Annotated in this window: 10 protein-coding genes; all 10 read right to left on the bottom strand. The window is 54.5% G+C overall.

What is annotated here, in order from left to right:
* Nucleotides 1–57 precede the first annotated feature (57 nt).
* The 10 genes from putP to CODIS_RS05810 all read right to left on the bottom strand — a co-directional run bounded on the left by putP (nucleotide 58) and on the right by CODIS_RS05810 (nucleotide 12,674).
* Nucleotides 58–1,506 carry a sodium/proline symporter PutP gene (gene putP, locus CODIS_RS05855; RefSeq protein WP_069122124.1) on the bottom strand — a complete coding sequence of 483 codons (1,449 nt, stop codon included), beginning with the start codon at nucleotides 1,504–1,506 and terminating at the stop codon, nucleotides 58–60.
* Nucleotides 1,499–2,794 carry an SPL family radical SAM protein gene (locus CODIS_RS05850; RefSeq protein WP_069122121.1) on the bottom strand — a complete coding sequence of 432 codons (1,296 nt, stop codon included), beginning with the start codon at nucleotides 2,792–2,794 and terminating at the stop codon, nucleotides 1,499–1,501. The genes putP and CODIS_RS05850 overlap by 8 nt, the downstream gene beginning before the upstream one ends.
* Before the next feature lie 9 nt (nucleotides 2,795–2,803).
* Nucleotides 2,804–4,195 carry a ribosome biogenesis GTPase Der gene (der, locus tag CODIS_RS05845; RefSeq protein ID WP_069122118.1) on the bottom strand — a complete coding sequence of 464 codons (1,392 nt, stop codon included), beginning with the start codon at nucleotides 4,193–4,195 and terminating at the stop codon, nucleotides 2,804–2,806.
* A 1-nt stretch (nucleotide 4,196) separates the two neighbouring features.
* Nucleotides 4,197–5,354 (bottom strand): outer membrane protein assembly factor BamB, encoded by a 1,158-nt coding sequence (gene bamB / locus CODIS_RS05840; RefSeq protein WP_069122112.1) that lies wholly within the window; start codon nucleotides 5,352–5,354, stop codon nucleotides 4,197–4,199.
* A gap of 7 nt (nucleotides 5,355–5,361) precedes the next feature.
* A complete protein-coding gene (locus tag CODIS_RS05835) occupies nucleotides 5,362–5,985 on the bottom strand; it encodes a YfgM family protein (protein WP_069122109.1) in 624 nt (207 codons plus the stop codon).
* A gap of 78 nt (nucleotides 5,986–6,063) precedes the next feature.
* Nucleotides 6,064–7,344, bottom strand: coding sequence for a histidine--tRNA ligase (hisS, locus tag CODIS_RS05830; protein WP_069122107.1), 1,281 nt, complete (start codon nucleotides 7,342–7,344; stop codon nucleotides 6,064–6,066).
* Between the two features lie 88 nt (nucleotides 7,345–7,432).
* A complete protein-coding gene (locus CODIS_RS05825) occupies nucleotides 7,433–8,458 on the bottom strand; it encodes a helix-turn-helix domain-containing protein (RefSeq protein WP_069122104.1) in 1,026 nt (341 codons plus the stop codon).
* Complete coding sequence (gene pilW, locus CODIS_RS05820) at nucleotides 8,455–9,240, bottom strand: type IV pilus biogenesis/stability protein PilW (protein WP_069122102.1); 786 nt, start codon at nucleotides 9,238–9,240, stop codon at nucleotides 8,455–8,457. Before pilW ends, CODIS_RS05825 begins: the two co-directional genes overlap by 4 nt.
* The gene (gene rlmN / locus CODIS_RS05815) at nucleotides 9,237–10,334 is read right to left on the bottom strand and encodes a dual-specificity RNA methyltransferase RlmN (protein WP_069122101.1); all 1,098 of its coding nucleotides are present in this window, start codon (nucleotides 10,332–10,334) and stop codon (nucleotides 9,237–9,239) included. Before rlmN ends, pilW begins: the two co-directional genes overlap by 4 nt.
* Before the next feature lie 135 nt (nucleotides 10,335–10,469).
* On the bottom strand, nucleotides 10,470–12,674 hold the full coding sequence (locus CODIS_RS05810) for a RelA/SpoT family protein (RefSeq protein ID WP_069122100.1): 2,205 nt from the start codon (nucleotides 12,672–12,674) through the stop codon (nucleotides 10,470–10,472).
* Nucleotide 12,675: the final 1 nt, after the last annotated feature.

The following is a 12,675-nucleotide window of genomic DNA, read 5'->3' as shown; positions in this document are numbered from 1 at the left end:
AATCCACAATATTTCATGGAAGGATCGGCTGCCGTGAGGATTACGGAGGGTATTTATTCACTTAGCCGTATACAGCCTTGATGATGTAAGTCTGCTGACCAGCACAATCATCGCTAACGAAATAAGAAATCCGGGAACGATTTCGTAAAGATCAAACAGGCCGCCTTGCAGTGGTTTCCACAACACCACAGTCAAACCACCACTTAGGATACCGGCCAATGCGCCCCATCGATTCATCCCTTTCCAGTAGAGAGAGAGAAGTACCGCCGGACCGAAGGCCGCACCAAATCCGGCCCAGGCATAGGAGACCAGGTCGAGCACCCTGCTCTCGCTATCCAATGCCAGCAGGAAGGCGATCAAGGCGATTGACAGCACTGCCAAACGACCGACGATTACCAGTTCAGCCTCGCTTGCACGTTTACGCAATAAAAGACGATAGAGATCGCCGGTAAAGGTGCTGGAGGAGACCAGTAGCTGTGAATCGGCAGTACTCATTATGGCAGCGAGAATAGCGGCCAGACAGACCCCGGCCACCAGGGGATGAAACAGCAGATCGACCAAGCGGATAAAAACCTTTTCCGCATCCTCCAGGGGAGTTTCAAAGATGGGAATGCCCACCAGGCCGGACAGAGTGGCGGCCGTCAGGGTGATAAACACCCAGCTCACAGCGATACGCTGCGCCTTGGGCACGAAGTCGCTCTGTTTAATGGCCTTGAAACGCGCCAGGATGTGGGGCTGTCCGAAATAACCGAGTCCCCATGCCATCAGGGAGACGATAGCGATCACGCCGAGTGGCTCCCCGTTGCTGTCCGTCATAGGATTGAGCAGTTCTGCATTACTGCCTTCAATGGTTGACAGGAAGCCTTCCAATCCACCGATTTCAACCAGCACATAGAGCGGTATGGTCACTAGCGCCAGCAACATCAACAGCCCCTGAAATAGATCGGTCCAGGAGACGGCAAGAAAACCGCCGAAGGCGGTGTATAGAATGATGATCAACGCGCCGGATGCGACCGCCCAAAGATAGGGCAGGCCGAATACCGCCTCGAAAAGTTTGCCACCTGCGACAAGCCCCGAGCTCGTGTAGAAGAGGAAGAACAGCAAGATAAAAAAGGAGGAAGAGATCCTGATCAAGCCGCTGGCATCGTTGAATCTGTTCGATAGATATTCAGGCAGGGTAAGCGCATTGCCAGACATTTCGGACGCGATACGCAGACGAGCCGCCACCAAACGCCAGTTGAGCCAGGTACCGATCAACAATCCCAGGGCAAGCCAGAAAGACTCAAGGCCTGCCAGGTAGGCATATCCCGGCAAACCGAGCAGCAACCAGCCACTCATATCGGAGGCACTGGCACTCAGCGCGGTCACCCAACTTCCCAGGCTTCTGCCACCCAAAACGAAATCGGAGAGGTTTCTGGTTCGACGCCAAGCAACGACGCCGATGATCAGCAGCGTCAGCAGATAACAGAAGAAACTCAACCCCACCAATAGATCACTACTACCCATCCCGCTTTTCCCTGTTATGGATCTTGTTAAGATAGGCCTGCTTCATCGCCTCTTCAAAGGCTTGATTCGATGGATAATCGAAGCCGAATACAGTTTGCCACAGACGCTGGTTTTCCATGCATAGATAGAAAAAGACCTCATCGTGCCAGAGTTGAAGAGACCGATATGCGAAGCTGAACATCTCTTCCTTGATCGACCGGGGATAGGAGAGTTTGCCATCGCTCTCCACCATCGGCATCTGCAGTATCTTGCTGCTAAAGCCGCTGCGAGCCCGCAGCTGCCTGATCACAGGTTTAATGTAGGTCAGGGTGCCCAGTGAAACCAGAGCCACCTCATCTGCGGAGAATTGTTCCGTCAGTTGTTGAAACAGGTTTCCATAATCCTCTCGCCAATCCGCATAGTGAATCATGGGGTGGAAATGAAAGCCGACCAACGCCCCACGATCCGCCACTCGGCGTGCTGCATTCAGGCGATCCTCCATCGATGCGGTAAGGCGCTCCTCATGGGCAATCAACGTCGGGGTGTTGAGAGACCAGGTACAGAGCAGATTGGGAGGCAGATCCGCCTTCATCAGGTGATTAATATTTTTCGATTTGCTCTTCAACTCCAGGATGACATTCGGATGACGGTGAGCGAAATCGAGCAATGCATCAAGCATCCCCCCATGGTTGCCCCACATCAGCGAATCCGATGACTGGCCGGTACCGATATGATAGATACGCTCGGGATCGAGCTCGAGTTTTGCCAGCTTCTGCGCAAACTGCCTGTCAAATCGCACCTCATCGCCATGATAGAAGGATTGAATACTGCAGTAACTGCAATCGAATCCGCAGTTCTCCACCGCATCCAGGGTCATCAGGTTGCAGCAGCGGGTCCGTGTCGATGCCACAGGACAGGGGCCAAGAGCCAACTTGTCCTTATCGCTGTCGATGCGTCTGATGCGCTGTGCAGCCTGCCCGTCTGTAACCGGTAATGGTGGATAATGTTTGGGCGTCTGTTGCAATTGCCGCCAATGCTGCTGCATTAGCTGCAGAAGTCTTTGTCGCCGTTGCTTGGGATCCAGTTTGGTTGTCTCTATCTCAGGCCAGATTTCATACAGCGGCCGCTCTCCCCACATCACCAGATCGACAGCGATATCACTGAGCTGTCGAAGCTGTTGCTGAGTAAATCGGAATTCGAGGGAGCGGTGCCTGAGGAACTGCTGGTGTTGCACATCAAGCCGATCGACACCCGACTGGACCAGCAGCGCTTCCAGCTTCTCCTCGTAGGCTAAGGATTTCGCCTTCATCGAATCGGCTCACCGTTTGCGCGTCACGAATTGCTTGAGTCGCTGACGCTTCTGTATCTGACGTTTGGTGAGCTTGTTTCGCTTGCCCTGGTAGGGATTGTCACCGGAACGGAACTCGATTCGGATCGGTGTGCCGTCCAACCTCAGTGCTTTACGAAAGCGACCCACGAGATATCGTTTGTAGCTGTCGGGAACCTGTTCTGTCTGGTTACCGTGAATGACGATCAAGGGTGGATTTTTCCCCCCCTGGTGGGCATAGCGAAGTTTGATACGCCGCCCATGCACCTGCGGCGGCTGATGTTCCTGGACCAGCGTTTCGAGCAGACGTGTCAGTTCAGGCGTCGGTAGATCGCTCATGGCGTTGGCATAGACCCGTTCTACCAGATCGAACAGGCCACCCACACCGGATCCATGCAACGCGGATATGTAATGGTGCCTGGCAAAATTGAGAAATGGCAGTTTACGATCGATCTCACTCCTGACACTCTCCCGCTGTTCATCGCTCAATCCATCCCATTTGTTGATCACCAGGATCAGCGCCCTGCCACTCTCGAGCACATGTCCCGCAAGATTGGCATCCTGCTCACCTATGCCCTGGCGGGCGTCAACCACCATCAGTACAACATTGGCCTCTTCAATCGACTGCAGCGTCTTGATGATACTGAACTTCTCTATCGCTTCCTTGATACGAGAGCGGCGCCTTACGCCGGCGGTATCGATGAGGGTATAGTGTCGATCATTGCGGTTGAATGGAATATAGATGCTATCCCTTGTCGTGCCGGGCTGATCGAAAGCGACGACACGTTCTTCACCCAGCATGCGGTTGACCAGTGTCGATTTACCCACATTGGGACGGCCGACCACTGCGATCAGGATACCCCCCCGATCCGGAGGCCCCGCATCCTCCGTAAGAGGCAGGGAGTCGAGCACCTCATCGATGAGGCTGCGCACACCCCGGCCATGTACTGCCGCGATGGTGTGGAGTTGGTTGAAACCCAAGCGGTAGAAATCGCTGGCAGCAATATCACCCTCCATCCCCTCGCTCTTGTTGACCGCAAGGGTGACTGGCTTACCGGTACGGCGCAGTTGTTGGGCGATCGCCTCATCACCGGCGGTACATCCCTCTTTGGCATCGAGCAGAAACAGAATATGATCGGCTTCGCCAATCGCCTGCCTGACCTGCTGCTCCATCAATTGATCAATGCCTATCTGATCGCCGCTGATGCCGCCTGTGTCCACCACCACGAAGGGATGCTTGCCCAACTTGCCGGTACCGTATTTACGATCCCGGGTCAGTCCGGGCTGATCGGCAACCAGGGCATCCCGGCTGCGGGTCAATCGATTGAAGAGGGTCGATTTTCCCACGTTGGGTCGTCCGACCAGGGCGATGACCGGCAACATATCAGCGGCGCTCGGCCTCGATCGGGTGAGCTCTGAGAGCGCTCAGGGTTCCCCCCTCATCCAATACATAGACAATTTCGTCGATCACCAGAGGTTTAAGGCGGATGGCATCGCCTCCGACCCTGATGCGGGCCAGCTGCCGTCCATCCTCCTGGGAAAGCCAGTGAACATAGCCGTCGAAATCTCCCACCACAAGGGTGTCGCCCACCATTGCGGGAGCGGAGAGCTTGCGCGCATGCAGCTTTTTCTGCTGCCACAGGGTGGCCCCATTGGTGGCATCCAGTGACCAGATATGGTCTTCCGCGTCGGTAATGAATACCTGACGCCAACTGGCATCAAGCCCGGCATGGGAGGAGATGTCACGCCGCCACAGCACGACACCGCTGGACTCGGAAACAGCAGCCACATCCCCCTGATAAGCCGAGACGTAGAGGGTACCCTCCACCAGTACGGGATCTGCATCGATATCGACGACCCGCTCCAACTCCGTACGTCCCTTTGGCGTCGAAATTGTCGCCTCCCAATTCACCAGACCTGAATCGAGGGAGAGCCCGACAAACTTACCGCCGGCAAAACCGGCCAGCACTTGGGAATCGCTGACCAACGGAGAACTGTCACCGCGTAGCGTCAATACCGGGACAGTGCGATCATATACCCAGCGTTTTTCACCACTATCTGTTGTGTAGGCGGTGACACCACCATCAGTGGTGCGGCAGACCACATTACCGTCATTAACGGCAGGCGACGAGAGGACATCGCTGCTCACACGCTGCCGCCATCTCTCTCCGCCATCTTCACCGTCCAGCAGGATCAATTCCGCTTCCAGTGTACCGACTGCGATCAATCCATCCGCGACACCAGGACCTCCGCTGAGCGGGCTATCGGTATCCACCGACCAGTGCCGCTCTCCTGTCTCTGGATCGAGGGACGACACCTCTCCAGAGGGCTCCGCGATATAGAGCATGCCGTTGCTGTAAACAGGTTTGAGCTTGAGCAGGGTGTCATCTGAGTCATCAAATCCTTTATCCCATAGGGTTTCGATACGCAGCTCTGGCTCAAACTCCACCAGTTCGGACGGTGGATCCGCATTATCTTTACCGCTGAAGGCGCTACAGCCTGCGAGCAGTAACAGCAAGGGCCAGAAAATGGTGTATCTCATCTCAGCCTCAAGGGGTTGTGGCAGCGAGATCGTCGAGTTTCATCTGCAGCAGATTCCGGTTGCTGACCTCCAGGGTCATGGCCTGGGTGTATGCTTCTGCCGCGGCAGCCTTGTCGCCCCTGGCAAAGGCGATATCCCCCCGGATCACAGCGAACTCACCGGCGAATCCACCCTGTTCCGACGCAACCTGTTTTTCGGCAGCATCAAGCTCTCCCTCATTTAGCAGAACCCTGGCCAGACTGAGTTGCACCAGCTGTTTCAGTGACGGGTTGTCCGCATTCTCACTGGCCCACTCCAGACGGGAGATAGCCGTAGCCGCATCCCCCTGATCGAGTTTGACCCTCGCCTCGGCCATCGCGGCGAATATGGCATAGCTGTTGTCATAGTTGCTGCGCATCAATTCCGCCTGCTTGACCGCCGACGGTTTATCCCCCCGGTCCACCGCCGCCACCATCTGATTGAAGGCCAGTGCCGCTTCGGCGCCGATTCTATCCTTGTAGTTACCCCAGGCCTGCCAGCCGAAGACGCCACCCAGTCCAATCACCAATCCGGCAATCACTGAGGTACCGTTCTCTTTCCACCAGCGTTTAATCGCCTCGACCTGTTCTTCTTCGGTCTGATACTCACTCATAGTGCATACCTTAATTGACTCATCGTTTATCGTGTTACTCAAGCAACGAGTGTAGTGTCCTATACTAGGGCCTGTTAATCATTGTCCTCGATTAATCAACTCTGCAAGCCTGGTCTCCAATTGAGACAATGCTATCTGCTCCTGCTTGCCTTCACTTCGCATCGGTTTAAGGCCAATCTCCCGACGTGCAACCTCGTCCTCGCCGAGAACGAGTGCATAGCGGGCCTGGCTCCGATCCGTTTTCTTCAATTGATTCTTGAATGTACCGCCCCCGCAGTGACTGATGAGACGCAGTGTCGGCAGTGCGCTGCGCAACCGCTCGGCTAGCAATACGCCTTCTCGGGATGCCCTGTCCCCCATCATCACCAGGTAGACATCGGGAACGGGCAGTTGTTCTTTCAAATCGAGCGTCTCCAACATGGCTATCAATCGCTCAAGCCCCATGGCAAAACCGACCGCGGGTGTCGCTCTTCCACCCAGCTGCCCGACCAATCCGTCAAAACGTCCACCGGCACACACTGTGCCTTGGGCACCCAGACTCTGCGTCACCCACTCAAATACCGTCCGACTGTAGTAGTCCAATCCGCGCACCAGCCGGGGATTTAGCCGATAACCCACCCCGGCATCGTCAAGGCCCTGTCGAAGGCGATCGAAATGCGCCATTGATTGATCCCCGAGATACTCCATGAGGCTGGGCGCATCCTCTATCACAGATGCCATCCGAGGATTCTTGCTGTCGAGAATACGCAGCGGATTACTCTCCAAGCGGCGCTGGCTGTCTTCATCGAGCTCATCGAAACGCTCGCGCAAATAGACGATCAGCTGATCACGATAGTTGGCCCGCTCCTCGGATGTACCCAAGGTATTGAGCTGTAATTCCAGATCCCGCAGCCCCAATTCACGCCATATCCGGGCAGTGATCAAAATCAGTTCGAGGTCGATATCCGGACCCGCCAGGCCGAAGGCCTCAACACCTATCTGATGGAACTGACGGTAGCGCCCCTTTTGTGGTCGCTCGTGTCGAAACATCGGCCCCTGATACCAGAGCCGCTGTGTCTGATTGAAAATCAGACCGTTTTCCAGACCGGCCCGCACACAACCCGCGGTACCTTCCGGTCGCAGCGTCAGGCTGTCACCGTTACGATCGGCGAAAGTATACATCTCCTTCTCGACAATATCGGTAACCTCGCCAATGGAGCGTTTGAACAGTTCGGTCATCTCGACGATGGGCATACGGATTTCGGCATAGCCGTAACGGCTGAGTACCGAACGCACTCGGTCTTCGAGAAACTGCCAGAGCGGCGACTGTTGCGGCAGGATATCCTTCATCCCGCGTATGGCTTGGATCTGCTTTGCCATAGAATTCAGATTACAGGGCGTGAAATAGGACTGGTTCGAATAAAACGGTGAAGGGTAACACGGATCTGTGGATTTGATCTAGGATCGGTTACAGCCGGTTCGGATCCAGATTGAATCGCGCCACCTTACCCCGGGTAAATGGCTTGAGATCGAAAGGTTCGCCATCGATGGTCAACTCCACACCGGGCGCATTACCCAGTAAAACGGAAAATGGACCAAGCTGGCTATCCAGTGTTCGACGTTTACCAGAACCCAGTTCGCCAAAGATGCGCAGTTTACCATCCCGATCACGCACCTCGGCCCAACAGGATTCGCTGAACAGGAACACCACCTTTTTTGACAGTATAGGGGCCACCTCTTCGGCTGGTTCCTCCTCCTGCACCGGCACAATCACCGGGCCGGGCTGCTCTGTTTCAACAGGTTGCTGCAGGCCGCCCGCCGGTGAGGGCGGTTGATCGGAGGTCGAGAGAACTTCTTCGATCTGATTCAACACCTGTTCCGACTCTTCGACCAGTTGTTCCGATGGCGATGGCGATGGCGATGGCGATGGCGATGGCGATGGCGATGGCGGTTGTGACACTTCCTCCTCAACAGCAGGTACCGGTTGCTGAATTTCCTGATCGAGGAGCGGATCCAGGATAGTTGATTCAACCTGCTCTTCCGCTGGAAGGGCGGCAGGCTCCTCCATTTCCACACGGGTCTGCCACCAGAAGAAGACCAATACGGCGAGTATCAACAGAATACCCCAGGTCACATAACGCATAACCCCATGACCACTGTGCAGCTCACGACCAAAATTCTGCGTCTGCGCCCTATGCATAGGCAGATCATTCGATGCTGGTAACAGACTCTGATAGGCTTCGATAACCGCTCCCTCATTGACGCCAAGCAGTCTGGCGTATTTACGCAGGTAGCCCTGGACAAAAACGGGGCCGGGCAGATTATCGTAATCATCTGACTCAAGGGCAGCTATCATTGCCTGACTCAAGTGCAATTGCGCTGCCATTTTTGCCTGATCCAGACCTTGTCGCTCTCTCGCCTTACGCAGTTGGGTGCCAGGCCCAATGACGACCTCCGGGGTCATCTCTGTGTCGTCTTTACTTGTGACATTCATCGGCTTTTTTCAGCTTGGTAGAGCAACTGGACCTCAGGCGCATCCGGAAAATCCTTCAGCAGCCTTCTTCTATATTCGGTGCTTTTGCCCATGTCTCTAAGCCGTTTCTCTACCTGTACACCCAACCAAAGAGAGGCAGCCGTGGGTTTAACCTCGCCATGGTAGCGCTCCAGATAGGCACGCGCGGAAAGATCGTTTTCCTGCTGCATTGAGATTTCCGCCATCTTGAAGAGTGCTATGGGGTAGGTGGGTCTGGCAGTCAGCGCCCGTCGGTAGAAGTTTTCAGCTTTGGCCTCGTCACCAGCACGCTCAACGCATAATCCGGCATTGGTCAGTGCCACCCATGGCGTGGGATAGAGTGGATTGGCGAGGGCCTGCCCAAAGTCCTCCAAGGCATCTGAATATCGACCAAGACGACAGAAATAACTTCCTCTCGCATTTCGTATATATGGATCGCGTGCATCCAGTTCCACTGCCCGGTCATAATGTTTGCCGGCCCGATCTATCTCACCCAATTGCTGATAGAGTATGCCGATCACGTTGTGGGCTTCAGGGGACTTCTCATCCATCTCCAATGCCTTCTTGAGTTTCTGCAGTGCCACCGCTGACTGGCCATCCCGCATATAGGCCATACCCATCTCTACATAGATCTTGGCCGGACTATTGCGTTTCTCCTGACCCAGGTTACCGGTGGCATCAGTGGCTTGCGGCTGGGTTGCACAGCCGCTCAAAAGCAGTACTGCCGGTAGTAAATAACGTAGATAACAGCCTATCGACTTCATGAAACACCCAATTTGATGTTGCCCGTTTTCTCCATTCGTAACTCTCTGCTGCTCCGATCCCTGACCTTGCCGACCAGCTGTCCGCACGCGGCATCTATGTCATCACCGCGGGTCTTACGCGTGGTGGCGATAATGCCTGAGCGCTTGAGGCGCATCCGGAAAGCCTCCACCCGCTCTGCCGGTGATGTGCGATAGTGTGTACCCGGAAACGGATTGAAGGGAATCAAGTTGACCTTCGAAGGGGTCCCTTCAAGCAGACGGATCAATGCCTTGGCATGTTGCAGTGAGTCGTTTATACCCTCCAGCATGACATACTCCCATGTCACTTTTCTGCGCTTGTCCCCCTTGACATATTCGCGGCACGCGGGAATCAACTCTTCCAATGGATATTTACGATTAATCGGCACCAATTTATCCCGTAACGCATTGTCAGGGGCATGCAGGGAGACTGCAAGACTGACATCGCACGATTCCCGCAATCTTTTCAGTGCCGGTACAATTCCCGATGTACTTACGGTAACCCGATACTTGGATACCATATAGGCTAGATCATCCTGCATGATTTTCATGGCGCTGATGACTGCGTCGAGATTGGCCAGGGGCTCGCCCATTCCCATCAACACGATATTGCTCGGCGCCGCTCCCAATTTGCGACTTGCAACCCACACCTGCCCTATGATCTCCGCGACGCTCAGATTACGATTGAAACCCTGTCGGGCGGTTGAGCAGAAGCTGCAATCGAGGGCACACCCCACCTGAGAAGAGACACAAAGGGTGTTCCTTCCATCATCCGGTATCAATACAGTTTCGATACGCTGACTATCCTGCAACTCAAGAATCCATTTGCGGGTGCCATCAGTAGCGGGTTGTTCATAAACCAGCTTCGGCAGTTCAATAGATGCCTGTTGTTGCAGCTGTTGACGCAGGCGTTTGGAGATATCGGTCATGGCATCGAATTCGGTTACGCCATGTTTATGTATCCATTTGAAGACATTTCTGCCATGAAATGCCTTGGAACCCATTTCGAGGAAATAGGCCTCCATACCCTGCAGATCAAGGTCTAGAAGATTGGTGATTTTTCTCTGGTTAGCCAAAACAGGTTACGCAATATTGATCTATTGACACTTGGGGAGGAGAAAAAGCATAAAATAACAAAGCGTTAGTTTAGCGGCGACATGGCGGACTGGCAATCTAAACCTGCCACCTGAATCCATGGGTTCAGGTGCCACCTAAATCTGTCTTTTGACCAAGTTCACATCCTGCAACTGCTCGATTTTCGACAGCAAACGACTCAATTGTTCCATATCCCGCACCTCAACCGTAAAACGCATCCGGGCTGAATCGGTTTTACGGTCACTGCTGGTGTTGACACCGATGACATCGATATCCTCGTTGGTCAGAATAGCCGAAATATCCCGCAACAGGCCTTTTCTGTCGCTGGCAATCACCAGGAAATCCACCGCATAGCTGGTCTCCCGCTGTTCCGTACTCCAGTGTACTGTAACCAGACGGTCACTCTCGCTTTTTTTTATGGCACGGATATTCGGGCAGTCGGAACGATGTATTGTAACCCCTCGCCCGCGGGTGACATAACCGATTATCGGATCATACGGAACCGGTTTACAACAGCGGCCGATAGTGGTCATCAGGTCACCGACCCCGGCGACCACCACCTCCCCCTTGACCACCGCCTGGTTACGGTGGATTTCCGGCATCTCTTTTTCCCGCGACTCGTTCTTCGCCCGGCTGCCGAGGCCGGCGACCTGGATGGGCGACAGATCACCACGACCTATCGCCGCGTAGACATCCTCCGTATGCATCAGGTTGTGCTTTGTTGCCGCCGCCTCAAGATCAGGCTTCTCACTGATGGACAGGCGTGTCATTTCACGCTCCAAGGCTGCGCGGCCCAGCTCCACATGGTGGTCATAGTCGAGTTGTTTGAACCACTGCTTGACCCGATTACGCGCTTTCGATGAATGCAGATAACCCAGATGCGGGTTTATCCAGTCGCGACTCGGGGTTCCATTCTTGGCAGTTAGAATCTCGACAGTTTCACCACTGCGTAAGGGGCGATTGAGTTGCACGATGTGGCCATCCACCCTCGCCCCCCGGCACTGATGCCCTACATCGGTATGGATGGCGTAGGCAAAATCGAGTGACGTCGAACCTTTGGGCAGTTCTACCACTTTCCCCATTGGGGTCAAAACGTAGATCCGCGTCGCCTCAAGTTCACTCTCCGCCCCATCCCCTGGCGCAGCGCCATCCGCTCCCTCGTCCTTTCTCTCAAGCCATTGCCTCATCCAGACGATTCTTCGTTCGAAATCGCTATCCTGTTTGGCATTTTCCTTATACCGCCAATGTGCCGCCACACCCAGCTCCGAATGAAAATGCATCTCACGCGTACGGATTTGCACCTCCAGCGTTTTATCCTCGGGTCCGATAACAGCGGTGTGAATGGAACGATAAAGGTTGGCCTTAGGTGTCGCAATATAGTCATCGAATTCACCGGGGATGTGTTTCCACAATCCATGTACAACGCCCAATGCCGCATAACATTGAGCGATGTCATCCACCAATACCCGCACCGCCCGCAAATCGAAGATCTGTTGGATATCCACCGCTTTACGCTGCATCTTGCGCCATATGCTGTAGATATGCTTGGGTCGTCCGCTTATTTCCGCATTCACGCCAACAGCCTGAAAATTTTCGCGCAACAGTTCGATCACCTCTTTAATGAACTGTTCCCGATCGGCGCGCCGTCCATCCAGTTGACTGGCTATACGTTTGTATTCCTCAGGATGGAGAAAGCGCAGTGCCAGGTCTTCAAGCTCCCACTTGACCTGCCAGATACCCAATCGATTTGCCAATGGCGCATAGATCTCCTTTGTCTCATGGGCCAGGCGACGCCTCAGTTCCGGAGATAGCCTGCGTGCGGATCGCATCAGGTGGAGTTGCTCTGCCACAACCACCAGTACTACACGGATATCTTCAGCGATACCCAGCAACAGACGGCGCAGGTTCTCCGCATGTTGTGCTTCATCATCAGCAGAGACATCAACGGACAGATCGGTCAGCAGATCGATGCGCGTCAGGTCATCCACCATATGGGCAGTGCTTTCACCCAATTCACGCTGCAATATCTCAAGGGTAACTGTTGAATCCTTCAATACATCCAGCAGAAGCGCCGCCGCAACCGTTTCACGATCCATACGTAAATCGATCAGGATCTCTGCGATGGATAGGGCGTGCCTTAATTGGGTCTCCCCACTCAGAATACGCTTGTCATGATTGGCCTTGAGGGCCAGATCCCCCGCCTTGCGCAGCATCTGCCGGTCTTTTGCGTCAAACTCCGCAGGCAGCATCTCCAACCAGCGGGCAACAACCGCCGTATCGGCACCATCCCCCTCCGGCAGTCTGCTGCGGGTAGTGACCATC

The organism is Candidatus Thiodiazotropha endolucinida (assembly GCF_001715975.1).
In the GTDB taxonomy this organism is placed as follows: Bacteria; Pseudomonadota; Gammaproteobacteria; order Chromatiales; family Chromatiaceae; genus Thiodiazotropha; species Thiodiazotropha endolucinida.
This window is presented reverse-complemented; position numbering and strand designations above follow the sequence as displayed.

Excerpts from the sequence above, each read along its gene's own strand:
- CODIS_RS05825 (WP_069122104.1), bottom strand. The coding sequence starts at position 8,458 with ATGAATGTCACAAGTAAAGACGACACAGAGATGACCCCGGAGGTCGTC.
- putP (WP_069122124.1), bottom strand. The coding sequence starts at position 1,506 with ATGGGTAGTAGTGATCTATTGGTGGGGTTGAGTTTCTTCTGTTATCTG.
- hisS (WP_069122107.1), bottom strand. The coding sequence starts at position 7,344 with ATGGCAAAGCAGATCCAAGCCATACGCGGGATGAAGGATATCCTGCCG.
- CODIS_RS05850 (WP_069122121.1), bottom strand. The coding sequence starts at position 2,794 with ATGAAGGCGAAATCCTTAGCCTACGAGGAGAAGCTGGAAGCGCTGCTG.
- der (WP_069122118.1), bottom strand. The coding sequence starts at position 4,195 with ATGTTGCCGGTCATCGCCCTGGTCGGACGACCCAACGTGGGAAAATCG.
- CODIS_RS05810 (WP_069122100.1), bottom strand. The coding sequence starts at position 12,674 with ATGGTCACTACCCGCAGCAGACTGCCGGAGGGGGATGGTGCCGATACG.
- CODIS_RS05835 (WP_069122109.1), bottom strand. The coding sequence starts at position 5,985 with ATGAGTGAGTATCAGACCGAAGAAGAACAGGTCGAGGCGATTAAACGC.
- pilW (WP_069122102.1), bottom strand. The coding sequence starts at position 9,240 with ATGAAGTCGATAGGCTGTTATCTACGTTATTTACTACCGGCAGTACTG.
- bamB (WP_069122112.1), bottom strand. The coding sequence starts at position 5,354 with ATGAGATACACCATTTTCTGGCCCTTGCTGTTACTGCTCGCAGGCTGT.